The 22,421-nt window shown below is 63.0% G+C and carries 23 protein-coding genes; 16 read left to right on the top strand and 7 right to left on the bottom strand.

Annotated elements, in window-relative coordinates; genetic code table 11:
* Window position 1: 1 nt before the first annotated feature.
* Window positions 2–1,384, bottom strand: a complete 1,383-nt coding sequence (locus ACK1VC_RS03885; RefSeq protein ID WP_016489824.1) for a glutamine synthetase family protein — start codon at window positions 1,382–1,384, stop codon at window positions 2–4.
* Between the two features lie 205 nt (window positions 1,385–1,589).
* On the opposite strand from ACK1VC_RS03885, the gene ACK1VC_RS03880 reads away from it, so the two are divergent.
* The 5 genes from ACK1VC_RS03880 to ACK1VC_RS03860 all read left to right on the top strand — a co-directional run bounded on the left by ACK1VC_RS03880 (window position 1,590) and on the right by ACK1VC_RS03860 (window position 6,309).
* Complete coding sequence (locus ACK1VC_RS03880; RefSeq protein WP_449117855.1) at window positions 1,590–2,444, top strand: LysR family transcriptional regulator; 855 nt, start codon at window positions 1,590–1,592, stop codon at window positions 2,442–2,444.
* Window positions 2,445–2,685: 241 nt separating this feature from the next.
* Window positions 2,686–2,949: a DNA-directed RNA polymerase subunit omega gene (gene rpoZ / locus ACK1VC_RS03875; protein ID WP_003253383.1), complete on the top strand. Its 264-nt coding sequence runs from the start codon at window positions 2,686–2,688 to the stop codon at window positions 2,947–2,949.
* 59 nt (window positions 2,950–3,008) lie between these two features.
* Window positions 3,009–5,117, top strand: a complete 2,109-nt coding sequence (spoT, locus tag ACK1VC_RS03870; RefSeq protein ID WP_016489826.1) for a bifunctional GTP diphosphokinase/guanosine-3',5'-bis pyrophosphate 3'-pyrophosphohydrolase — start codon at window positions 3,009–3,011, stop codon at window positions 5,115–5,117.
* A 23-nt stretch (window positions 5,118–5,140) separates the two neighbouring features.
* Window positions 5,141–5,521, top strand: coding sequence for a RidA family protein (locus ACK1VC_RS03865; RefSeq protein WP_016489827.1), 381 nt, complete (start codon window positions 5,141–5,143; stop codon window positions 5,519–5,521).
* A 56-nt stretch (window positions 5,522–5,577) separates the two neighbouring features.
* A complete protein-coding gene (locus ACK1VC_RS03860; RefSeq protein ID WP_016489828.1) occupies window positions 5,578–6,309 on the top strand; it encodes a hypothetical protein in 732 nt (243 codons plus the stop codon).
* A 110-nt stretch (window positions 6,310–6,419) separates the two neighbouring features.
* On the opposite strand, the gene ACK1VC_RS03855 is transcribed toward ACK1VC_RS03860, so the two are convergent.
* Complete coding sequence (locus ACK1VC_RS03855; RefSeq protein ID WP_016489829.1) at window positions 6,420–7,277, bottom strand: SDR family oxidoreductase; 858 nt, start codon at window positions 7,275–7,277, stop codon at window positions 6,420–6,422.
* Window positions 7,278–7,468: 191 nt separating this feature from the next.
* Between ACK1VC_RS03855 and exbB the strand changes: the two genes are divergently transcribed.
* From exbB to ACK1VC_RS03825, 6 genes are all read left to right on the top strand, one after another.
* A complete protein-coding gene (exbB, locus tag ACK1VC_RS03850) occupies window positions 7,469–8,437 on the top strand; it encodes a tonB-system energizer ExbB (protein WP_024717847.1) in 969 nt (322 codons plus the stop codon).
* A 3-nt stretch (window positions 8,438–8,440) separates the two neighbouring features.
* Window positions 8,441–8,869 carry a TonB system transport protein ExbD gene (gene exbD, locus ACK1VC_RS03845; protein ID WP_003253367.1) on the top strand — a complete coding sequence of 143 codons (429 nt, stop codon included), beginning with the start codon at window positions 8,441–8,443 and terminating at the stop codon, window positions 8,867–8,869.
* Window positions 8,866–9,597: an energy transducer TonB gene (locus tag ACK1VC_RS03840; protein ID WP_016489831.1), complete on the top strand. Its 732-nt coding sequence runs from the start codon at window positions 8,866–8,868 to the stop codon at window positions 9,595–9,597. The genes exbD and ACK1VC_RS03840 overlap by 4 nt, the downstream gene beginning before the upstream one ends.
* Before the next feature lie 94 nt (window positions 9,598–9,691).
* Entirely contained in the window at window positions 9,692–10,618 is a 927-nt protein-coding gene (locus tag ACK1VC_RS03835) for a hydrogen peroxide-inducible genes activator (RefSeq protein WP_016489832.1), read from the top strand.
* A gap of 3 nt (window positions 10,619–10,621) precedes the next feature.
* Complete coding sequence (gene recG / locus ACK1VC_RS03830) at window positions 10,622–12,700, top strand: ATP-dependent DNA helicase RecG (RefSeq protein ID WP_016489833.1); 2,079 nt, start codon at window positions 10,622–10,624, stop codon at window positions 12,698–12,700.
* A gap of 78 nt (window positions 12,701–12,778) precedes the next feature.
* Window positions 12,779–14,182, top strand: coding sequence for an aminoacyl-tRNA deacylase and HDOD domain-containing protein (locus ACK1VC_RS03825; protein ID WP_060519709.1), 1,404 nt, complete (start codon window positions 12,779–12,781; stop codon window positions 14,180–14,182).
* 135 nt (window positions 14,183–14,317) lie between these two features.
* Here the strand turns inward: ACK1VC_RS03825 and ACK1VC_RS03820 are convergent, their stop codons facing one another.
* The 4 genes from ACK1VC_RS03820 to ACK1VC_RS03805 form a co-directional block, all read right to left on the bottom strand.
* Window positions 14,318–14,692: an SCP2 sterol-binding domain-containing protein gene (locus ACK1VC_RS03820; RefSeq protein ID WP_016502241.1), complete on the bottom strand. Its 375-nt coding sequence runs from the start codon at window positions 14,690–14,692 to the stop codon at window positions 14,318–14,320.
* Between the two features lie 147 nt (window positions 14,693–14,839).
* Complete coding sequence (locus ACK1VC_RS03815; protein ID WP_016489836.1) at window positions 14,840–15,145, bottom strand: HU family DNA-binding protein; 306 nt, start codon at window positions 15,143–15,145, stop codon at window positions 14,840–14,842.
* Between the two features lie 187 nt (window positions 15,146–15,332).
* On the bottom strand, window positions 15,333–16,481 hold the full coding sequence (locus tag ACK1VC_RS03810) for an NAD(P)/FAD-dependent oxidoreductase (protein ID WP_102689000.1): 1,149 nt from the start codon (window positions 16,479–16,481) through the stop codon (window positions 15,333–15,335).
* A 16-nt stretch (window positions 16,482–16,497) separates the two neighbouring features.
* Window positions 16,498–16,665: a rubredoxin gene (locus ACK1VC_RS03805; RefSeq protein WP_016489838.1), complete on the bottom strand. Its 168-nt coding sequence runs from the start codon at window positions 16,663–16,665 to the stop codon at window positions 16,498–16,500.
* A 128-nt stretch (window positions 16,666–16,793) separates the two neighbouring features.
* Here ACK1VC_RS03805 and ACK1VC_RS03800 point away from each other — a divergent pair, with 128 nt between their 5' ends.
* Entirely contained in the window at window positions 16,794–17,351 is a 558-nt protein-coding gene (locus tag ACK1VC_RS03800) for a chorismate--pyruvate lyase family protein (RefSeq protein WP_016489839.1), read from the top strand.
* Window positions 17,351–18,247, top strand: coding sequence for a 4-hydroxybenzoate octaprenyltransferase (ubiA, locus tag ACK1VC_RS03795; protein ID WP_449117854.1), 897 nt, complete (start codon window positions 17,351–17,353; stop codon window positions 18,245–18,247). Before ACK1VC_RS03800 ends, ubiA begins: the two co-directional genes overlap by 1 nt.
* A 113-nt stretch (window positions 18,248–18,360) precedes the next feature.
* Here ubiA and ACK1VC_RS03790 read toward each other — a convergent pair whose 3' ends face one another.
* Window positions 18,361–18,732 carry a COG4315 family predicted lipoprotein gene (locus ACK1VC_RS03790; RefSeq protein ID WP_016489841.1) on the bottom strand — a complete coding sequence of 124 codons (372 nt, stop codon included), beginning with the start codon at window positions 18,730–18,732 and terminating at the stop codon, window positions 18,361–18,363.
* Between the two features lie 173 nt (window positions 18,733–18,905).
* On the opposite strand from ACK1VC_RS03790, the gene phoB reads away from it, so the two are divergent.
* From phoB to ACK1VC_RS03775, 3 genes are all read left to right on the top strand, one after another.
* Complete coding sequence (gene phoB / locus ACK1VC_RS03785) at window positions 18,906–19,595, top strand: phosphate regulon transcriptional regulator PhoB (protein WP_003253341.1); 690 nt, start codon at window positions 18,906–18,908, stop codon at window positions 19,593–19,595.
* A 48-nt stretch (window positions 19,596–19,643) separates the two neighbouring features.
* Window positions 19,644–20,951 (top strand): phosphate regulon sensor histidine kinase PhoR, encoded by a 1,308-nt coding sequence (phoR, locus tag ACK1VC_RS03780; protein WP_023046971.1) that lies wholly within the window; start codon window positions 19,644–19,646, stop codon window positions 20,949–20,951.
* A gap of 172 nt (window positions 20,952–21,123) precedes the next feature.
* Window positions 21,124–22,421 (top strand): hemolysin family protein (locus ACK1VC_RS03775; protein ID WP_449117853.1); only part of this gene is annotated, 1,298 nt, incomplete at its 3' end.

Below are 22,421 nucleotides of genomic sequence, written 5' to 3'. Positions count from 1 at the left end.
CTTACACCGTGTGCAGGTACCAGTTGTACTCAAGGTCGGAGATCGACACTTCGAACTCGGCCAGTTCGCTTTCCTTGCAGGCCACGAAGATATCGATGTAGTCCGGGCTGATGTATTGGTTGAGGACTTCGCTGTCGTCCAGCGCGCGCAGGGCATCACGCAGGTTGTTCGGCAGGCTCTGTTCCAGTTGCTCGTAGGAGTTGCCTTCGATCGGCGCATCCGGCTCGACCTTGTTGGTCAGGCCGTGGTGCACGCCGGCAAGGACTGCCGCAAGCATCAGGTACGGGTTGGCGTCGGCGCCGGCCACGCGGTGTTCCAGGCGCACGTTGTCGCTGCTGTCGGTAGGTACGCGCACGGCCACGGTGCGGTTGTCCAGGCCCCAGCTCGGCGCATTGGGCACATAGAACTGCGCACCGAAGCGGCGGTAGGAGTTGATGTTCGGGCAGAGGAAGGCCATCGATGCCGGCATCGTCTCCAGCACACCACCAATGGCGTGGCGCAACGTGTCGCTTTGCAGCGGGTCATCGCTTGAGAAGATGTTCTTGCCGGTTTTCTTGTCCAGCAACGAAATATGCACGTGCAGGCCGTTACCTGCCTGGCCCGGGTAGGGCTTGGCCATGAAGGTGGTGTCCATTTCATGGTCGTAGGCCACGTTCTTGATCAGCCGCTTGAGCAGGATCGCGTAGTCGCAGGCCTTCAGCGGGTCAGCCACGTGGTGCAGGTTGACCTCGAACTGCGCCGGGGCGCTTTCCTTGACGATGGCATCGGCAGGCAGGCCCTGCTCCTTGGCCGCTTCGAGCATGTCCTGCAGGCAGTCGGCGTATTCGTCGAGGTCGTCGATCAGGTACACCTGGGTCGACTGCGGACGCTTGCCGGAAATGGGCGAGCGCGGCGGCTGCGGGCGGCCGTTGAGGTTGTCCTGATCAATCAGGTAGAACTCCAGCTCGAACGCAGCACAAATCGTAAGGCCCAGGTCGTCGAACTTGCTCACCACCTGACGCAGCACTTCACGCGGGTCGGCAAAGAACGGCGCGCCTTCGATCTCGTGCATGGTCATCAGCAGCTGGGCGGTGGGGCGTTTCTGCCATGGCTCGTCCGACAGTGTGCCGGGGATCGGGAAGCAGATGCGGTCGGCATCGCCAATGTCCAGGCCAAGGCCGGTGCTTTCGACCGTGGAACCGTTGATGTCCAGGGCGAACAGCGAAGCCGGCAGGTTGATGCCTTTCTCGTACACCTTGTGCAGGCTGGCCCGCTCGATGCGCTTGCCACGTACCACGCCATTCATGTCGGAGATCAGCAGGTCGACGTACTGTGTGTCCGGATGGGCCTGGAGGAAGTCATTCATCTCGCTGGAAGAACTGGCGCACGGGGTTACCGACGTCATGGTGTACATCCTTTGATGTGCTGCGGCGATGTGGGGATACGGCTGGCGCCTCACGGGCGACGATGGTTGCAGCTGTTGTTTTTTTCACTTTCCCATCGTGGGGATTGGTTACCCGACCGGACGCATTGATTCCGGGGGGCGGTTTCACTATAAAATGGCCCCGACGCAACAGACATTGGCAATTCGGCAAGCAGAGCGTGCACCAATGCAATATCAGATCACCCACGCCGACCTCTCCCTGGTCCTGGCACTGGAGCGTGGCCGCTCGCTGGCCAAGGCCGCCGAGCTCCTCAAAGTCGACGTTTCGACGGTGTTCCGCTCGATCCGCCGGCTGGAGTCGGCGCTGGGCACCGCCTTGTTCGTCAAGAGCCGCAAGGGCTACCTGCCGACCGACACCGCGCAGGCCCTGGCCGAGCAGGCGCTGGAGGCGGCACGCATTGCCATGACCAGTGGCGAGCAGGTGGTCAGCGGCACGGTGCGGGTGACCTGCACCGAGGCGGTGATGCATAGCCTGCTGCTGCCGGCGCTGGCCGAGTTCATGCCCAACTACCCGGCCCTGTCGCTGGAGATGGGCACCTCGAATACCTTCGCCAACCTCAGCCGGCGTGACGCCGACATTGCCCTGCGCCTGACCAATACACCACCGGAGCACCTGGTAGGTCGCAACCTTGGGTCAACATCCTATGTGGTTTGCGGCCAGCCGCAGTGGCGCGAGCGCCTGGCAGAATCGGCCGTCAGCGTGCCATGGATCGCCCCCGACGACTCGATGCAGGACCACCCCACGGTGGTCTGGCGCAACCAGCAGCACCCTGGGTTGAGCCCGCGCTACCAGTGCAGCGGGATGTCGACCATCGCCCAGCTGGTAACCGCCGGCCTGGGCGTGGCGGCGCTGCCGGATTACATGGTGCACGCCCTGCCCGGCGTGGAAGCGCTGAGCGGACCGCTACCGGGTTGCGACACTCAGCTTTGGCTACTGACCCGGCCGGATTGCCGGGCGCTGCGCTCGGTGCAGACCTTGTTCGAAGAGCTGACGCCGCGGTTGCGTGGCGCGATGCTCTGAGGTTATCGTCGGGCTCAAGTATTGCGGCTGTCTGGTCCGGCACTTTCGCGGCAAAACCTGCTCCCACAGGGTAGGCGGTGCCTGTGGAAGCAGGTTTACCCGCGAAGAAGCAAACACAGTGCTTCAAGGTGACCGCCCGGCAAAACAGCGCTTCCCTATTGGCTGGTGAATTTTTATACTATCGAGTCCGCCTGCCCATTACTGGGCTGCACGCCCACCGCATTTGCTACTGAGGAAGACCATGGCCCGCGTAACTGTTGAAGACTGCCTGGAACACGTGGATAACCGCTTCGAGCTGGTCATGCTCTCGACCAAGCGCGCTCGCCAGCTGGCGACCGGCGGCAAAGAACCACGCGTTGCGTGGGAAAACGACAAGCCGACCGTTGTTGCCCTGCGTGAAATCGCCGAAGGCATCGTCACCAACGAGTTCATCGCCGCTGAAGAGATCGTCACCGAGGATCCGGTCTTCGCCGCCTTCGAGGACGAGAACAACGAGGCTGTCTGATTGATGCCAGGTCGACGTCGCACGGCGCAAGGCCCTCTTCCTCCGCAGGAGGTCAACCCATGCCGGGTATAGAAGCCTTGGCCGAACGGCTGTCGACCTACCTTGGCCCCGAACAGGTCAACCTGGTCCGGCGCGCCTATTTCTACGCCGAACAGGCCCACGATGGGCAGCGCCGCCGCAGCGGCGAGCCCTACGTGACCCACCCGCTGGCCGTGGCCAGCATCCTCGCCGACATGCACATGGACCATCAAAGCCTGATGGCGGCCATGCTGCACGACGTGATCGAAGACACCGGTATCGCCAAGGAAGCCCTCAGCCAGCAGTTTGGCGAGACGGTGGCCGAACTGGTCGATGGGGTCAGCAAGCTGACCCAGATGAACTTCGAGACCAAGGCCGAGGCGCAGGCCGAAAACTTCCAGAAAATGGCCATGGCCATGGCCCGCGACATTCGCGTGATTCTGGTCAAGCTGGCCGACCGCCTGCACAACATGCGCACCCTGGAAGTGCTGTCCGGCGAAAAACGCCGGCGCATTGCCAAGGAAACCCTCGAAATCTACGCCCCTATCGCCAATCGCCTGGGGATGCACACCGTGCGCGTGGAGTTCGAGGACCTGGGTTTCAAGGCCATGCACCCAATGCGCTCGTCGCTGATTCACCGGGCGGTGAAAAGCGCACGCGGCAACCGTAAAGAGATCGTCGCCAAGATCGAACACTCGCTGGCCAACTGCCTCGCTGCCGACGGCATCGAAGGCGAGGTCAGCGGCCGGCAGAAACACCTCTATGGCATCTACAAGAAGATGCGCGGCAAGCGCCGTGCCTTCAACGAGATCATGGACGTGTATGCCTTCCGCATCATCGTCGACAAGGTCGACACCTGCTACCGCGTGCTCGGCGCCGTGCATAACCTGTACAAGCCGCTGCCTGGTCGCTTCAAGGATTACATCGCGATCCCCAAGGCCAACGGCTACCAGTCGTTGCACACCACGTTGTTCGGCATGCACGGCGTGCCCATCGAAATCCAGATCCGCACCCGCGAAATGGAAGAGATGGCCAACAACGGCATCGCCGCGCACTGGCTGTACAAGTCCAACGACGACGAGCAGCCCAAGGGCAGCCATGCCCGCGCGCGGCAGTGGGTCAAGGGTATCCTCGAGTTGCAGCAACGTGCCGGCAACTCACTGGAATTCATCGAGAGCGTGAAGATCGACCTGTTCCCGGACGAGGTCTACGTGTTCACGCCCAAAGGCCGCATCATGGAGCTGCCCAAAGGCTCCACGGCGGTGGACTTCGCCTACGCGGTACACACCGACGTCGGCAACAGCTGCATCGCCTGCCGCATCAACCGCCGCCTGGCGCCGCTGTCCGAACCGCTGCAAAGCGGCTCGACGGTGGAAATCGTCAGCGCCCCCGGCGCTCGGCCGAACCCGGCCTGGCTCAACTTCGTGGTGACCGGCAAGGCGCGTACGCACATCCGTCACGCCCTGAAGCAACAGCGCCGCTCCGAGTCCATCAGCCTGGGCGAGCGCCTGCTGAACAAGGTACTCACCGGCTTTGACAGCAGCCTGGATAAAATCCCCCAGGAGCGCATCCAGGCGATTCTCGCCGAGTACCGCCTGGAACTGATCGAAGACCTGCTCGAAGACATCGGCCTGGGCAACCGCATGGCCTACGTGGTCGCACGCCGCCTGCTGTCGGCTGACGGCGAGCAGTTGCCTGCGCCGGAAGGCCCGTTGGCGATCCGTGGCACCGAAGGCCTGGTGCTGAGCTACGCCAAATGCTGCACGCCAATCCCTGGCGACCCGATCGTCGGCCACCTGTCGGCCGGCAAGGGCATGGTCGTGCACCTGGAAAATTGCCGCAACATCAGTGAAATCCGCCACAACCCGGAAAAATGCGTGCAGCTTTCCTGGGCCAAGGACATCACCGGTGAGTTCAATGTCGAACTGCGTGTCGAACTGGAGCACCAGCGCGGCCTTATTGCCCTGCTGGCCAGCAGCGTCAACGCCGCCGACGGCAACATCGAGAAGATCAGCATGGACGAACGCGATGGCCGTATCAGCGTGGTCCAACTGGTGGTCAGCGTGCACGACCGTGTGCACCTGGCGCGTGTGATCAAGAAGCTGCGTACCCTGACCGGCGTGGTCCGCATCACCCGCATGCGTACGTAGTCCGCCAACCGCAAGGAGTCATCATGAGCAAGACCGTCATCACGAGCGACAAGGCCCCTGCCGCCATCGGCACCTACTCGCAGGCGATCAAGGCCGGCAACACGGTGTACATGTCGGGCCAGATCCCGCTGGACCCGAAGACCATGGAACTGGTCGAAGGCTTCGAAGCCCAGACCGTGCAGGTATTCGAGAACCTCAAGTCCGTGGCTGAAGCCGCTGGCGGTTCGTTCAAGGACATCGTCAAGCTGAACATCTTCCTCACCGACCTGAGCCACTTCGCCAAGGTCAACGAGGTGATGGGCCGCTACTTCGAGCAACCCTACCCGGCCCGTGCCGCCATCGGCGTTGCCGCGCTGCCGAAAGGTGCCCAGGTCGAAATGGACGCCATCCTGGTCATCGAGTGATGCCCCGGTGACGGGCGCCCTGCCCGTCACTCCTCCTTTTGCAAGGTTACCCCGTCATGCGTCAAGCACTGCCCATCGCGCTGGCAGCCCTGCTACTGGGCGGCTGCGCCAGCCACAAACCCGAAGATTTCAACGGCACCTGGATCAACCAGGAGGCCATCACTGCAGCGGTCAAGGGCGGCAGCCTGCGCCAAGCGCTGAATGAACACGGCCCCGTGTTCGAATGGAAGCTCGACGTTGCCAGCCAGCAGGCCAGCTACAGCAATGGCTTCGAGGCCGCTGACGGCCAGCTGAGCAGCAACGAAAAGCAATGGCAGGCCAGCTTCGAGGGCGGCCAGACCGAGCAGCTGTCGCTCGACGGTGACGAGCTGCAAGCCGTCGACCAGCGTGGCGCCAAGCAGACCTTCGTGCGTGCCAAGGCGCCGGCAACTGCCAATGCGCCGCTGGGCAGCAGCTTCGAGAAAGCGCTGTACCAGGCCTACCTGGGCGGCAACTGGAAGGTGGTCGAAGGTGAGGGCAAAGGTGCCAGCGTGCGCTTCAGCGACACCGGCAACGTCACCGGCCTGCCGGGGCCGGACCGTTTTGCCCTGTGCCTGGCAGGTGACTGCGCGACCATGGGCGGCAGCAATGACAGCCTGTGGCTGGAGCGTAACCAGCGTGGTGCACCGTTCATCATCAAGCGTACTGGCGACAAGCTGGAGATTTTCCAGGCAGTGAACCGTGCGCAACCGGATGAAATGCCGGAGCTGGCGGCGGGCAAGCGCCAGTGGGTGCTGGAGCAGAACTGAATCCTGCTGCATTTGCACTGAATGCACTGGCCTCTTCGCGGGTAATCACTGTCTTCAGGCCTTGTGATATCCCTGTGGGAGCGGGTTTACCCGCGAAGAGGCCGGTAAATTCAACGCCCTCCTTTCAGGATGGCTGCATACCCTTCCTTGTAGCTTGGGTACACCGGTGCCCAGCCCAGCGCCCGGGCCCGGGCGTTGCTGCAGCGCTTGCTGCCAGTACGCCGTACCCGCTGCTCATCGGACCACTCGGTAACCCCCATGTATGCCCGCAGCCAGGCCACCACGTCGGCCAGGGGCGCCGGGTCGTCATCAACGCCAATGTAGTAGTCGTCCAGCACCTTGCCATCCGCATCGGCCTGCAGCAGAAACGCCAACAGGCTGGCGGCATCTTCGGCATGAATGCGGTTGCCATACAGCGGCGGCTCTTCGGCCACACGGTAACCCTGGCGCACCTGGCTCAACAGCCACTCGCGGCCTGGGCCATAGATGCCGGTCAGGCGCACCACGCTCGCCGGGATACCACTGGCCAGCGCCAGCCGTTCAGCCTCCAGCATCACACGCCCGGAATAACCTTCGGGCTCTGTGGCTGCGCCTTCCTCGACCCACTCGCCGTCCTTCTGCGCATACACGCTGCTGCTGGAGACGAACAACAGGCGACGGGGGCGCTGGCCTCGCTCGGCCAGCCAGGCCAGCACATGGCGCAAGCCATCCACATAAGCCGCCTGGTAACCGGCCTCGTCGTGCTGGCTGGCCGCCACGCAGTACACCAGATAATCCAGCGTGCCCTGTGGCCAGGCTTGCGGGATCGACGGTTCGGCCAGGTCCGCGGCAACCGGTTGAACGCCCGCAGGCAGCTGCCCGACAGCGCGGCGCAAGCCGCTTACCTGCCAGCCTTTACCCAGCATTTGCAGGGCCAGACGCCCACCTACATCACCACAACCCACCACCATCACGGAAAGGTCTGACATCTCTGAACTCCCTAGACCAATTGATCAGCCCACCCACGCTACACGATGGATGGCTAGACCATAGGCGAAAAAAGCAACAAGATTACTTTTGTTAACAAGAATTACTTGCAATAATGGCCGCCAATTTGTTCTCGGCCTACCTCGAGGCCTTGGAGAACGCTCACTTTATTTCTTCATCAGGTCGGGCCAGCATGACACGTATTCAACCTTCCGCTTCGCCAACCCCGTCGCGCGCCTGGCGCGCCATCGCCGCGCTGACACTCAGCCTGGTGCTGGCCCCGGTGGCCATGGCCGATGAGCCAACCGCCAACGCCGCCGCGCCTGCTGCTGCCACTGCCCCGGCCGCACCTGCTGCTGCCCCGGCTGCCGATGCGCAGGCTCCTGCTGCCAACGCTGCTGCTTCACCGGCTGCGGTAGACCCGAACGTTGAGGCCCTGGTTGAAGACACCTCGCTGGGCATGGCCCACGACCTGTCCCCATGGGGCATGTACAAAAACGCCGATATCGTGGTCAAGATCGTCATGATCGGCCTGGCCATCGCCTCCATCATTACCTGGACCATCTGGATCGCCAAAGGCTTCGAGCTGATGGGCGCCAAACGTCGCCTGCGTGGCGAAATCGCCCAGCTGAAGAAATCCACCACCCTGAAAGACGCGAGCGAAGTCTCCAACAAGGAAGGTACCCTGGCCCATACCCTGGTCCACGATGCCCTCGAAGAGATGCGCCTGTCGGCCAACGCCCGCGAAAAAGAAGGTATCAAGGAACGCGTCAGCTTCCGTCTGGAGCGCCTGGTGCACGCCAGCGGCCGCACCATGAGCAGCGGCACCGGCGTGCTCGCCACCATCGGCTCCACCGCGCCCTTCGTCGGTCTGTTCGGTACCGTGTGGGGCATCATGAACAGCTTCATCGGCATCGCCAAGACCCAGACCACCAACCTGGCGGTGGTTGCTCCAGGTATCGCCGAAGCCCTGCTGGCCACCGCCCTGGGCCTGGTCGCTGCAATCCCGGCTGTGGTCATCTACAACGTCTTCGCCCGCTCCATCGCTGGCTACAAGGCCCAGGTGTCCGACGCCTCCGCTCAGGTACTGCTGCTGGTCAGCCGTGACCTGGACCACCAGGGCAGCGAGCGCGCCGCCCCGCACATGGTGAAAGTGGGGTAAGCCATGGGCCTGCATCTCAACGAAGGTGGCGACGACCTCGCCGAAAACCACGAAATCAACGTTACGCCGTTCATCGATGTGATGTTGGTGCTGCTGATCATCTTCATGGTCGCTGCCCCCTTGGCCACGGTCGACATCAAGGTCGACCTGCCGGCTTCAACCGCCAAGCCGGCGCCCAGGCCCGAGAAACCGGTGTTCGTCAGCGTCAAGGCCGACCAGAAGCTGTACGTCGGCGACGATCAGGTTGCGGCGCCCGACCAGCTTGGCCCGATGCTCGACGCCAAGACCAAGGGTGACAAGGAAACCACCATCTTCTTCCAGGCTGACAAAGGCGTGGATTACGGCGACCTGATGGAAGTGATGAACAACATGCGGGCGGCCGGCTACCTCAAGGTCGGTCTGGTAGGTCTCGAGACGGCAGCCAAGAAATGACGAAAACGCGCTCAAACATGGCGCGCTACGGTGGCAGCCTGGCGATCGTGCTGGGCGTGCACGTGGTCGCCGTGCTGCTGACGCTCAACTGGTCGGTGCCTCAGGCCATCGAGCTGCCCCCGGCAGCGATGATGGTGGAGCTGGCACCGTTACCGGAGCCTGCGCCACCACCACCACCGAAAGCGGCTCCGCAGCCACCGGCACCGGTCGAAGAACCGCCGTTGCCCAAGCTGGCGGAAGCACCCAAGCCCAAGATCGCCATCCCCAAGCCGCCCAAGCCGAAGGCCAAGCCCCAGCCGCCGAAGCCCGAGAAAAAGCCTGAGCCGCCTAAGGAAGCGCCACCTACCGAGCAAACGGTAGACGCACCGCCCAGCAATACGCCACCGCAGAAGTCCGCGGCACCGGCGCCGAGCATTGCGTCCAACAGCAACGCCTTGCCAACCTGGCAGAGCGACCTGCTGCGCCACCTGGCCAAGTACAAGCGCTACCCGGAAGACGCGCGCCGTCGCGGCTTGCAAGGCATCAACCGCCTGCGCTTCGTGGTCGACGCCGAAGGCAAGGTCGTGTCGTACTCCATGGCAGGTGGGTCGGGCAGTGCCGCACTTGACCGGGCAACCCTTGAAATGATCCGTCGGGCCGGCACGGTACCCAAGCCGCCACCCGAGTTGCTGAACAATGGCACGATCGAAGTCGTGGCACCGTTCGTCTACTCGCTGGACCGCCGCTAAGACTTTTGCTTCTGTCACAAATCGGCAAGTCTGATAACGTGCGTCTATCGATTGCAGCCGCTATGCTGGGCCCGCAACTTCATGGACGCACGTTATGACCCTCACAGAATTACGCTACATCGTCACACTCGCCCAGGAACAGCATTTCGGCCATGCCGCCGAACGCTGCCATGTGAGCCAGCCGACCCTGTCGGTCGGTGTGAAGAAGCTCGAGGATGAGCTTGGCGTTCTGATCTTCGAGCGCAGCAAAAGCGCGGTACGCCTGACCCCCGTCGGCGAGAGCATTGTCGCCCAGGCACAGAAGGTACTGGAGCAGGCCCAGGGCATCCGCGAGCTGGCCCAGGCCGGCAAGAACCAGCTGACTGCCCCGCTCAAGGTCGGTGCCATCTATACCGTCGGCCCGTACCTGTTCCCGCACCTGATTCCGCAACTGCATCGCGTAGCGCCGCAGATGCCGCTGTACATCGAAGAAAACTTCACCCACGTACTGCGTGAAAAGCTGCGTAACGGCGAGCTGGACGCGGTGATCATCGCCCTGCCGTTCAACGAAGCCGATGTGCTGACCCTGCCGCTGTACGATGAGCCGTTCTGCGCCCTGATGCCCGCCGACCACCCATGGACGGCGAAAAAGACCATCGACACCGCCATGCTCAACGACAAGAGCCTGCTGTTGCTTGGTGAGGGCCACTGCTTCCGCGACCAGGTACTGGAAGCCTGCCCTACCCTGAACAAGGGGGGCGAAGGCGCCAGGCACACCACCGTCGAGTCCAGCTCGCTGGAAACCATCCGCCACATGGTGGCCTCGGGCCTTGGCGTGTCGATCCTGCCGCTGTCGGCGGTGCACAGCCACCACTATGCACCTGGGGTCATCGAAGTTCGCCCACTGACGGCACCGGCACCGTTCCGTACCGTGGCCATCGCCTGGCGCGCCAGCTTCCCGCGGCCAAAGGCCATCGAGATCCTCGCCGACTCGATCCGCCTGTGCTCGGTCGCCAAAGCCCCTGCGGAACAAACGGCCTGAGTCATGAGTGAGCTGTCGAAGGTCCCGGTCACGGTACTCAAGGGCGTTGGCGAGGCCATGGCGGAAAAACTCGCCAAGGTCGGCCTGGAGAACCTGCAGGATGTGCTGTTCCACCTGCCCCTGCGCTACCAGGACCGCACCCGTGTGGTGCCGATCGGCCAATTGCGCCCAGGGCAGGATGCCGTGATCGAGGGCGTGGTCAGCGGCGCCGACGTGACCATGGGCAAGCGACGCAGCCTGGTGGTGCGCCTGGGTGACGGCACCGGCGTGCTGAGCCTGCGCTTTTACCACTTCAGCAACGCGCAGAAGGAAGGCCTGAAACGTGGCACCCACCTGCGCTGCTACGGCGAAGCCCGCCCCGGTGCCTCGGGCCTGGAAATCTACCACCCGGAGTACCGCGCACTGAATGGTGACGAGCCGCCGCCACCGGTGGAACAGACCCTGACGCCGATCTACCCGTCCACCGAAGGCCTCACCCAGCAACGCCTGCGCCTGTTGTGCCAGCAGAGCCTGGGCCTGCTTGGCCCGCGCAGCCTGCCCGACTGGCTGCCTGACGAGCTGGCCCGGGACTACCAATTGGCGCCGCTGGACGATGCCATCCGTTACCTGCACAACCCGCCGGCCGACGCCGACCTTGATGAACTTGCCGAAGGCCAGCACTGGGCCCAGCACCGCCTGGCCTTTGAAGAGCTGCTGACCCACCAGTTGTCGCAGCAACGCCTGCGCGAGAGCCTGCGCAGCCTGCGGGCGCCGGTGCTGCCCAAGGCCACGCGCCTGCAGGCGCAGTACCTGGCAAACCTGGGCTTTCAGCCTACCGGCGCACAGCAGCGCGTGGCCAACGAAATTGCCTACGACCTCAGCCAGCACGAGCCAATGATGCGCCTGGTACAGGGCGATGTCGGTGCCGGCAAGACCGTGGTTGCCGCCCTGGCAGCACTGCAAGGGCTGGAAGCGGGCTATCAGGTGGCACTGATGGCGCCCACCGAGATCCTCGCCGAACAGCACTTCATCACCTTCAAGCGCTGGCTCGAACCGCTGGGCATCGAAGTGGCCTGGCTGGCCGGCAAGCTCAAAGGCAAGGCCCGGGCCAGCGCCCTGGAGCAGATCGCCAACGGTGCGCCCATGGTGGTCGGCACCCACGCGCTGTTCCAGGAAGAAGTGAAGTTCAAGCATCTGGCCCTGGCGATCATCGACGAGCAGCACCGTTTTGGCGTGCAGCAACGCCTGGCCCTGCGCAAGAAAGGCGTGGCAGGCGAATTGTGCCCGCACCAGCTGATCATGACCGCCACCCCTATTCCGCGCACCTTGGCCATGAGCGCCTACGCCGACCTGGACACCTCGGTGCTCGACGAATTACCCCCTGGACGCACGCCGGTAAACACCGTGCTGGTAGCCGACAGCCGCCGCTTTGAGGTGGTCGAACGGGTTCGCGCCGCCTGCGCCGAGGGGCGTCAGGCCTACTGGGTGTGCACCCTGATCGAAGAATCCGAAGAGCTGACCTGCCAGGCCGCCGAAAGCACCTATGAAGAACTCGGCAGCGCCTTGGGCGAATTGCGTGTGGGCCTGATCCACGGCCGCATGAAGCCTGCGGAAAAAGCCGAAATCATGGCCCAGTTCAAGGCCGGCGAATTGCAGCTGCTGGTCGCGACCACGGTCATCGAAGTCGGCGTGGACGTCCCCAACGCCAGCCTGATGATCATCGAAAACCCAGAACGTCTGGGCCTGGCCCAGTTGCACCAGCTGCGCGGCCGGGTTGGCCGGGGCAGTGCCGTCAGCCATTGCGTGCTGTTGTACCACCCGCCACTGTCGCAGATTGGCCGCGAACGCTTAGGGATCATGCGCGAGACCAACGACGGCTTCATCATTGCCGAGAAAGACCTCGAACTGCGTGGCCCCGGCGAAATGCTGGGTACACGCCAAACCGGCCTGCTGCAATTCAAGGTCGCCGACCTGATGCGCGATGCCGACCTGTTACCGGCTGTGCGCGATGCCGCCCAGGCCCTGGTGGCCCGCTGGCCGGACCATGTCAGCCCGCTGCTCGACCGCTGGCTGCGCCATGGCCAGCAATATGGCCAAGTGTGACGCTAGTCCCAGAATGGATCCAGATTTGCTCGCAGGCTGGTTATACTTCGCGTTTAAAAGAATCAGTGGATACGGACCATGACTGAAGTTGCCCTGGACACCGCAACCCCACACGCCCCCTCTGTTATCAGGCTGCTGCTCGACAAGGTCGGCGTCGTCTACCGTGAGGTGGTCGAACACCCGCACCTGCCTGCGGCCTCCCGGGTGCAGGCGGTGCTTCTCGACGACGAGGTCGGCGCACTCATGGTGCTGTTCCCGCAGAGCCAACTGCTGGACCTCAACCGCCTGGCCGAGCTGACCGGGCGCAAGCTCACCGCCGTGTCGGTGCCGCGCCTCAAGCAAATGCTCGACAAGCACCAGCTGAAGGCCCTGCCCGCCATTCCTGCGCTGACCAGCTCACCGTGCCAGTACGAAAAGAGCCTGCTCGACGCCGAGACTGTGTACATCCAGTCTGGCGAAGTCGGCCTGCTGCTAGAGATTGAGCACGCCCACTTCAAGCGCATGCTGGCCAAGGCCAGCGCCAGCAGCTTCGGCCAGGAGGTCGAGGCCATCAGCCCCAACCTCGACCGCCCCCATGACGACACCCTGGAAATCACCAATGCCGTTCAGGCGTTCACCGCCCGACGCATCCAGAAGCGTCTGGAAGAAACCATCGAGATTCCGCCGCTAGCCGATACCGCGCAGAAGATCATCAAGCTGCGAGTAGACCCCAACGCGAGCATCGATGACATCACCGGCGTGGTCGAAACCGACCCGGCGCTGGCGGCGCAGGTAGTCAGCTGGGCGGCGTCGCCCTACTACGCTTCGCCGGGCAAGATCCGCTCGGTGGAAGACGCCATCGTGCGCGTGCTGGGTTTCGACCTGGTGATCAACCTGGCCTTGGGCCTGGCCCTGGGCAAGACCTTGAGCCTGCCAAAAGACCAGCCGCAACAGGCCACACCCTACTGGCAGCAGTCGATCTACACTGCCGCGATCATCGAAGGCCTGACCCGCGCCATGCCTCGGGCAGAACGTCCCGAAGCCGGGCTGACCTACCTGGCCGGGCTGCTGCACAACTTCGGTTACCTGCTGCTGGCGCACGTGTTCCCGCCGCACTTCTCGCTGATTTGCCGCCACCTGGAGGTGAACCCGCACCTGAACCACACCTATGTGGAACAGCACCTGCTAGGCATCAGCCGCGAACAGATCGGTGCCTGGCTGATGAAGCTGTGGGACATGCCCGAAGAGCTGTCGACCGCGCTGCGCTTCCAGCACGACCCGGCGTACGACGGCGAGTATTCGGCGTTCCCCAACCTGGTGTGCCTGGCGACCCGCCTGTTGCGTACACGAGGGATTGGCTCCGGGCCGCAGGAAGAGATTCCTGACGAGTTGCTGGAGCGCCTGGGGATTACCCGGGACAAGGCCGAGGATGTGGTGAACAAGGTGCTCGAGGCCGAGAACCTGCTGCGCGAGCTGGCTTCGCAGTTTCACGCACCGCACTGATATCGCGAGGGGCCGCTTTGCGGCCCAATCGCCGGCAAGCCAGCTCCCACATTGACCGCATTGGCCTCAAACCCTGTGCGGTACCTGTGGAAGCTGGCTTGCCAGCGAATGGGCTGCGCAGCAGCCCCGGCAATTTCAGCCTTTCTTCTTCGGTTTCAGGTATTTCATCAAGCCTTGGAACCACATCACCAGCGCCGGGTTGCCCTTGATCTGGATGTTCTTGTCCTGAATCCCCTGCATGAACGCCAACTGCTTGTTGCCTGCCTGCATCGTGGCGTAGCCGTAGGCAGCGTCCTTGAAGGCGATGGCGAATGCCGGCTGCGGATGTGCGCCGCCCTTGCTGCTTATGCGCTCGTTGTTGACGACGAAGTGCCGGGCAACCTTGCCGTCCAGGGTCTGCATCTGGAACACCAGGTCCTTGCCCTTGAGCTGCTGCTGGAATGCCGGGTTGTTACGGCTGGCCCTGGCCATCAAAAGCCCCATGGCCCAGAGAAGAAAGCGGAACTTCATCGACACGCCTCGATTGAAAAGTGACTAAGTTTCGCACTTTATCCTCTTAACGACCATTTTATGCAAGTTCACAGCAGTTACTGCGTGTAAAGCACAACGGGCGCCATGAAGGCGCCCGTTCGGGATCAACGATTCGTCAGCGGAAGCTTACTTTTTCTTGGCGGCCTTGGTTGGCGCGGCCGGTGGATTGACGCTGTCCTTGAGGTTCTTGCCTGGCTTGAAGGCCACCGTGTTACTGGCTTTGATCTTGACCGGCTCACCGGTTTGCGGGTTTTTGCCGGTACGCGCGCCGCGATGACGTTTTTCGAAGGTGCCGAAACCGACCAGGGTCACCGTGTCCTTGTCCAGGGCACCGGTGATGCTGTCGAGAATCGCGTTCAACACCTGATTGGCCTTTTCCTTGGTCAGATCAGCCTTATCGGCGATGACGGCGGCGAGTTCTGGTTTGCGCATAGTGAAGCCTCTTTGACGGAATTCTTGTTGTTATGCCGTGCTGCCTTTGGGAGCAGCGCTCAAGGCACCGCAGGCTCTAATCTGCGGCAGACGGAAGTGAGAATGGCACGTGCTCAGGGGCCGCGCCAGTATCAGGCCGGCCATTGTGCAGGCAACAACAGGATAAATCCGACAGAACGCCCTCTATTTACGCCATTACCGGTGGCAACTGGCGATTCAGTGCCAGCTTGTCCATGACGGCTGTCCCGGTCAGGGCATAACCCAGCAATTCGCCGTCAGCCCCGTGGCAGAGCACCTTGAGGTCACTGCCCTGCCCCTCCACCTGCCAAGTACCATCGTGCCCCAAGGGCGGCGGCGATACCACCAAAGGGCAGGCCGGGGTCTTGACGGTGATAGGCATCGGCCCGTAGGCCACCGCTGTCGGCTTGCCGGCCAGGGTTTGCGCCAGCGCCCGGGCACAGCTCATCAGCGGCATCACGTAGAGCAGGTTGATGCCATCGACCTCGGCACAATCGCCAAGGGCGAAGATGTTGGCGTGGGATGTACGTAATTCGCGGTCTACGCTGACGCCACGATGGGTCTGCAAGCCGGCCGCGGCGGCCAGGTCGATGCGGGGGCGCAAGCCAATGGCCGAAACGACCAGGTCGCAGGCAATCACGCTGCCATCCGACAGGTGCGCCTCCAGGCCGTGGTCCACCTGGTGCAAGCGGGTCAGCACGGGCCCCAGGTGGAAGCGTACACCCAGGCCTTCGAGCCCGCCCTGCACCGCCGCCGCAGCGGCCGGGTGCAGCAGGGTCGGCATGATCTGTTCGCACGGCGCCACCACGTCGACCTGGAAGCCCCCCAAGCTCATGTCGTTGGCGAATTCGCAGCCGATCAGGCCGGCACCGAGGATCAGCACACGTTGTTTGCCGACGGCGGCAGTACGGAAGCGTGCGTAGTCCTCCAGGTCGTTGATCGGGAACACCAGATGGCTGCCATCGCCTTCTATCGGCACCTGCACGGTCTGCGCCCCCCAGGCCAGCACCAGGTCGCGGTACTCCACAGCCTCTTCGCCGATCCACAGGCGCTTGTGGCCTGGGTCGATGCCGCTGATGCGGGTATGGGTACGAACCTCGGCATTCAGTTGCTCGGCCATGGCACCCGGCTCGGCCATGCACAGGCCGTCGGCGTCTTTCTGCTTGGCAAAGCCCATGGAGAGCATGGGCTTGGAGTAGGAGCGACCATCGTCGGCGGTGATCAGCAGCAGCGGCGTCTGCGCATCGAGCTTGCGAAATTCACGGGCCAGGTTGTAGCCCGCCAGGCCGGTGCCGATGATTACCACAGGGGACGTCATGTCGTGCTTTCCTCGATTAGCCGATGGAGATCATTTCAAAGTCGCTTTTGCCCACGCCACAGTCGGGGCACAGCCAGTCTTCAGGCACATCTTCCCAACGGGTGCCGGGGGCGATGCCGTCGTCGGGCCAGCCTTCGGCTTCGTCGTAGACCAGGCCACAGACAATACATTGCCACTTTTTCATCAGGTCTTTTCCTCGTTAGAACTCAGGCTTTATCTGGCGGGTCTTTGGCCCTGCTTCAGCCATTATGCAAGCAGTCGGGGCAATCATGCTAAGCTCGCCGCCTCATTGGTTGTAACAAGCAGACCGACGTGTCGTACGAATCCCCGCAAGCAGCCGCTGTCGCGTGGCTGCCGTATTCACAGCTGGCGACCGACTTCGACCAGCCTACCCTTGACTGGTTGTTCGACGAGGGTTCGCTGACCCGCCGCCTGACCCACCTGTCCTTTGATCACTTCTCCGTCACCCCGCTGTTCGAGGGCTGGCAACCGCTGCGCGACGATGAATGCCAAGCGCTGGGCATTGCCGCCGGCGCCGAAGGCTGGGTGCGCGAGGTGTACCTGCGCGGCCATGGCCAGCCTTGGGTGTTCGCCCGCAGTGTCGCCAGCCGCAGCGCCCTGGAGCGCGGCGGGCTGGACCTGGAAACCCTCGGCAGCCGCTCGCTGGGCGAGCTGCTGTTCTGCGACCAGGCGTTCATCCGCCACCCGATCGAAGTGTGCAGCTACCCACAGGCGTGGCTGCCGGCCGACGCCGCCCATGCAGCACTTTGGGGGCGCCGCTCGCGCTTTGAACGAGACGGCCTGGACCTGCTGGTGGCAGAAGTGTTCCTGCCGGCCTTGTGGCAAGCGGCCAGGGAGGAAAACCGCTGATGTACATGCAACTGCTGAAGTCACTGAACCGCCTGCACCCACGGGCCTGGGACTTCGTCCAGCTCAGCCGCATGGACCGGCCGATCGGTATCTACCTGCTGCTGTGGCCGACCCTGTCGGCGGTGTGGATTGCCGGCAACGGTGCTCCCACCCTGGCCAACGTGCTGATCTTCGGCCTTGGCGTAGTGCTGATGCGGGCCGCGGGCTGCTGCATCAACGACTTTGCCGACCGCAAGGTGGACGGCCACGTCAAACGCACCGCCGACCGGCCGCGGGCCAGCGGCCGGGTCAAGCCGCGCGAGGCGCTGGCCCTGTTTGCGATCCTGGTCGGGGTAAGCTTCCTGCTGGTGCTATGCACCAACAGCCGCACGGTGTGGCTGTCGTTTGGCGCGGTGGCGCTGGCGTCCTGCTACCCATTCATGAAGCGCTACACCTATTACCCGCAGGTGGTGCTGGGCGCGGCGTATTCCTGGGGCATTCCCATGGCCTTCACCGCCGCAGGGAGCGAGTTGCCGGCCAGCGCCTGGCTGCTGTACATCGCCAACCTGCTGTGGACGGTGGGTTACGACACCTATTACGCCATGGTCGACCGCGATGACGACCTGAAGATTGGCGTAAAGTCGACCGCGATCCTGTTCGGCGAAGCCGACCGGGCGATCATCCTCACCTTGCAGATGCTGTCGCTAGGTTGCCTGTTGCTTGCGGGTAGCCGCTTCGAACTGGGGGGCTGGTTCCACCTGGGGTTGCTGGGTGCGGCGGCGTGCTTTGCGTGGGAGTACTGGTCGACGCGCAAGCTGGACCGCGAGTCGTGCTTCAAAGCGTTTTTGCACAACCACTGGGCGGGGTTGCTGGTGTTCATCGGGGTAGTGCTGGACTACACACTGCGTCAAGGCTGATGGCCCTATCGCCGGCAGGCCAGCTTCCACAGGTACAGCGCTGCCTGCGAGGCTGCACAAAAACCGTGGGAGCTGGCTTGCCGGCCATGGGCCGCACAGCGGCCTCGGCAATATCAAGGCTTGGCGATATGCCAGACGTCTTTCACGCCATCACCGGTCTTGTCACCGGCCTTCGTGTCCTTGATGAAGGTATACAGCGGCTTGCCGTCGTAGGCCCACTGCATTGCACCATCGTCACGCGTTACGTGGGTCCATTTGTCCTTCGGTGCTTCGTCTTCTTTCTTGACCAGCAACGGTGGCCAGTTTTTGGCGCACGCGTCATTGCACATCGACTTGCCGCCCGCATCCTTGTCAAAGGTGTACAGCGTCATGCCGGCATGATCGACCCACATGCCGTCCTTCTCCATGGCATGGTGGGCCGACGCCACCCCCGGGAGCGCCAGCGCAGTGAAAAGGGCCATCCAGCTCAGCGTTTGTCGTGTCATTGGATTCACCATTGTTTCTGGGGGAATTAGGTTCGGGTTGCCGCCGCAGCGGCCCTTTCAAGCCTAGTTCAGTCACGCAATGTCGCCATAACGGCCAACACCCTGTCACACAGCTGCAATAATTCCGTTATCTAATGCGGGCCAAGACACCGAATCCAGGAGAGGTTTTGAGCATGGTTGGCAGGAACATTCTGATCGTCGACGACGAAGCACCCATTCGCGAGATGATCGCCGTTGCCCTGGAAATGGCCGGCTATGACTGCCTGGAAGCGGAAAACTCCCAACAGGCCCACGCGATCATCGTCGACCGCAAACCGGACCTGATCCTGCTCGACTGGATGTTGCCCGGCACCTCTGGCATCGAGCTGGCCCGCCGCCTCAAGCGCGATGAGCTGACCGGCGACATCCCGATCATCATGCTTACCGCCAAGGGTGAAGAGGACAACAAGATCCAGGGCCTTGAAGTGGGCGCTGACGACTACATCACCAAGCCGTTCTCGCCGCGCGAACTGGTAGCGCGCCTGAAAGCCGTGCTGCGTCGCACCGGCCCGAGCGACAGCGAAGCACCGATCGAAGTCGGCGGCCTGCTGCTCGACCCGATCAGCCACCGCGTCACCATCGACGGCAAGCCCGCCGAGATGGGCCCCACCGAATACCGCCTGCTGCAGTTCTTCATGACCCACCAGGAGCGCGCCTACACCCGTGGCCAGCTGCTGGACCAGGTGTGGGGCGGCAACGTCTATGTCGAAGAACGCACCGTCGACGTACACATCCGTCGTCTGCGCAAGGCGCTGGGTGAGGCCTACGAAAATCTGGTACAAACCGTGCGGGGCACTGGCTACCGCTTCTCGACCAAGAGCTGATCGAGTTCAAAAGCGCCAAGCTGCACGTCGTTGTACAAGGACCGTCAATTGAACCAGAACTGGCACGCAACCCTGATTCGCCATCTGTTGTTGCTGATTACCGTCTGCCTGATTGGCGGGCTGGTCAGCGGCTACTATGGCTGGAGCCTGGCCATTGGCCTGGCGCTTTACCTGGGCTGGACCCTCAAGCAGCTGCTGCGCCTGCACGACTGGCTGCGCAACCACCAACCCGATGAAGCACCGCCCGATGGTTACGGCCTATGGGGCGAGGTGTTCGACAGCATCTACCACCTGCAGCGCCGCGACCAGCGCGTGCGTGGCCGCCTGCAGGCAGTGATCGACCGGGTGCAGGAGTCCACCGCCGCGCTGCGCGACGCGGTGATCATGCTCGACAGCGACGGCAACCTGGAGTGGTGGAACCGTGCCGCCGAAACCCTGCTGGGGTTCAAGACCCCGCAGGACGGTGGCCAGCAGGTAACCAACCTGGTGCGCCATCCGCGCTTCAAGGAGTACTTCGAGACGGAGAACTACCTCGAACCGCTGGAAATACCCTCGCCCATCAACGACCGGATGCGCCTGCAGTTGCACATCACCCGCTACGGCAACAACGAACACCTGATGCTGGTGCGCGATGTCACGCGCATTCACCAGCTGGAACAGATGCGCAAGGACTTCGTCGCCAACGTGTCGCACGAATTGCGCACGCCACTGACGGTGATCACGGGGTATCTGGAAACCCTGCTGGACAACGTAGAGGATGTGAACCCGCGCTGGGGCCGCGCCCTGCAGCAGATGAGCCAGCAAGGCTCGCGCATGCAGACGCTGCTCAACGACCTGTTGCTGCTGGCCAAGCTGGAAGCCACCGATTACCCGTCGGACAACCAGCCGGTGGCGGTCGAAGCCCTGCTCGCCGCGATCAAGAACGACGCTCAGGCCCTGTCTGGGCCACGTAACCAGCGCATCACCCTCGAAGCCGCGCCCGGTGTGAAGCTGAAGGGCAGCGAGTCAGAGCTGCGCAGTGCCTTTTCCAACCTGGTGTTCAACGCGGTCAAGTACACCCAGGACGAGGGCAACATCCGCATCCGCTGGTGGGCCGATGCCCAGGGTGCCCACTTGTCGGTGCAGGACTCGGGGGTGGGCATCGACGCCAAGCATTTGCCCCGCCTGACCGAACGCTTCTACCGGGTAGACTCCAGCCGTGCATCGAATACCGGTGGCACAGGGCTGGGGCTGGCGATCGTCAAGCATGTGCTGATGCGCCACCGCGGCAAACTGGACATCAGCAGCGTGCCGGGCCACGGCAGCACCTTTACCTGTCACTTTGCGCCGGCACAACTGGTCAACGAAAAGGCTTGAGATCGGCGCGGCTGCGCAGCCCTTCGCGGGCAGGCCCGCTTCCACACGGACCGCAATAAGCCAGCCACCCTTTGCTTTTACGGCCCCAGCCGCTACATTGGATCCCCTGTGCCAGCAAGAGCTGGCACTTTTTTTCTCCCAATCTCAAGACGGACCCCGTAAAAACTCCATCATGGACCCTTCCCCTGGTATCAGCCTCACCTCGTTATTCGCCGATTTCGGCATGATCATCTTTGCCTTGCTGCTGGTGCTGCTCAATGGCTTCTTCGTTGCCGCCGAGTTCGCCATGGTCAAGCTGCGCGCCACCCGCGTGGAGTCCATCGCCGAACAGCATGGCTGGCGCGGCAATATCCTGCGCAAGGTACACAACCAGCTCGACGCCTACCTGTCAGCGTGCCAGCTGGGCATCACCCTCGCCTCCCTGGGCCTGGGCTGGGTCGGCGAACCGGCCTTTGCCCACTTGCTCGAGCCGCTGCTCGCGTACTTCGGTGTCGACTCGCCCGAACTGATCAAGGGCGTGTCGTTCTTCGTCGCATTCTTTGTCATTTCCTACCTGCACATCGTGGTCGGTGAGCTGGCGCCCAAATCCTGGGCCATCCGCAAGCCCGAGCTGCTGTCGCTGTGGACGGCCGTGCCGCTGTACCTGTTCTACTGGGCGATGTACCCGGCCATCTACCTGCTCAATGCCAGCGCCAACACCATCCTGCGCATTGCCGGCCAGGGCGAACCGGGCCCGCACCACGAACACCACTACAGCCGTGAAGAGCTGAAGCTGATCCTGCACTCCAGCCGTGGCCAGGACCCGAGCGACCAAGGCATGCGTGTGCTCGCCTCGGCCGTGGAAATGGGCGAGCTGGAAGTGGTCGACTGGGCCAACTCGCGTGAAGACATGGTCAGCATCGATGCCAATGCACCGCTGAAGCAGATCCTGGCTTTGATACGTCGCCACAAATTCAGCCGCTACCCGGTGTATGACGCCGAGCGTGAAGAGTTCACCGGGCTGCTGCACATCAAGGACCTGCTGCTGGAGCTTGCCGAACTGGAGCACTTGCCCGAGACCATCGACCTGGACGACCTTGCCCGGCCGCTGGAGCGCGTATCGCGGCACATGCCGCTGTCGCAACTGCTGGAGCAGTTCCGCAAGGGCGGCGCGCACTTCGTGCTGGTGGAGGAAGCCGACGGCAAGGTAATCGGCTACCTGACCATGGAAGACGTGCTGGAAGTGCTGGTGGGCGATATCCAGGACGAACACCGCAAGACCGAGCGCGGCATCCTTGCGTACCAGCCAGGCAAGCTGCTGGTACGCGGTGACACCCCGCTGTTCAAGGTGGAGCGCCTGCTGGGCATCGACCTCGATCACATCGAGGCGGAAACCTTGGCGGGGCTGATCTACGAGACGCTCAAGCGCGTACCGGAAGAAGAGGAAGTGCTGGAGGTCGAAGGGCTGCGCATCATCATCAAGAAGATGAA

It is taken from the genome of Pseudomonas sp. XP2, assembly GCF_053557975.1.
The sequence above is the reverse complement of the archived record's forward strand: the minus strand, read 5'-3'. Positions and strand labels throughout refer to the sequence as shown.

Bases quoted from the DNA above. Each gene is read 5' to 3' on its own strand.
- ACK1VC_RS03865 (WP_016489827.1), top strand. From the start codon at position 5,141: ATGAGCAAGACCGTCATCACGAGCGACAAGGCCCCTGCCGCCATCGGC.
- ACK1VC_RS03825 (WP_060519709.1), top strand. From the start codon at position 12,779: ATGACTGAAGTTGCCCTGGACACCGCAACCCCACACGCCCCCTCTGTT.
- ACK1VC_RS03885 (WP_016489824.1), bottom strand. From the start codon at position 1,384: ATGACGTCGGTAACCCCGTGCGCCAGTTCTTCCAGCGAGATGAATGAC.
- ACK1VC_RS03860 (WP_016489828.1), top strand. From the start codon at position 5,578: ATGCGTCAAGCACTGCCCATCGCGCTGGCAGCCCTGCTACTGGGCGGC.
- ACK1VC_RS03810 (WP_102689000.1), bottom strand. From the start codon at position 16,481: ATGACGTCCCCTGTGGTAATCATCGGCACCGGCCTGGCGGGCTACAAC.
- recG (WP_016489833.1), top strand. From the start codon at position 10,622: ATGAGTGAGCTGTCGAAGGTCCCGGTCACGGTACTCAAGGGCGTTGGC.
- ACK1VC_RS03880 (WP_449117855.1), top strand. From the start codon at position 1,590: ATGCAATATCAGATCACCCACGCCGACCTCTCCCTGGTCCTGGCACTG.
- ACK1VC_RS03835 (WP_016489832.1), top strand. From the start codon at position 9,692: ATGACCCTCACAGAATTACGCTACATCGTCACACTCGCCCAGGAACAG.
- ACK1VC_RS03815 (WP_016489836.1), bottom strand. From the start codon at position 15,145: ATGCGCAAACCAGAACTCGCCGCCGTCATCGCCGATAAGGCTGATCTG.
- phoB (WP_003253341.1), top strand. From the start codon at position 18,906: ATGGTTGGCAGGAACATTCTGATCGTCGACGACGAAGCACCCATTCGC.
- spoT (WP_016489826.1), top strand. From the start codon at position 3,009: ATGCCGGGTATAGAAGCCTTGGCCGAACGGCTGTCGACCTACCTTGGC.
- rpoZ (WP_003253383.1), top strand. From the start codon at position 2,686: ATGGCCCGCGTAACTGTTGAAGACTGCCTGGAACACGTGGATAACCGC.
- ACK1VC_RS03855 (WP_016489829.1), bottom strand. From the start codon at position 7,277: ATGTCAGACCTTTCCGTGATGGTGGTGGGTTGTGGTGATGTAGGTGGG.
- ACK1VC_RS03790 (WP_016489841.1), bottom strand. From the start codon at position 18,732: ATGACACGACAAACGCTGAGCTGGATGGCCCTTTTCACTGCGCTGGCG.
- ACK1VC_RS03840 (WP_016489831.1), top strand. From the start codon at position 8,866: ATGACGAAAACGCGCTCAAACATGGCGCGCTACGGTGGCAGCCTGGCG.
- ACK1VC_RS03805 (WP_016489838.1), bottom strand. From the start codon at position 16,665: ATGAAAAAGTGGCAATGTATTGTCTGTGGCCTGGTCTACGACGAAGCC.
- ubiA (WP_449117854.1), top strand. From the start codon at position 17,351: ATGTACATGCAACTGCTGAAGTCACTGAACCGCCTGCACCCACGGGCC.
- exbB (WP_024717847.1), top strand. From the start codon at position 7,469: ATGACACGTATTCAACCTTCCGCTTCGCCAACCCCGTCGCGCGCCTGG.
- ACK1VC_RS03820 (WP_016502241.1), bottom strand. From the start codon at position 14,692: ATGAAGTTCCGCTTTCTTCTCTGGGCCATGGGGCTTTTGATGGCCAGG.
- exbD (WP_003253367.1), top strand. From the start codon at position 8,441: ATGGGCCTGCATCTCAACGAAGGTGGCGACGACCTCGCCGAAAACCAC.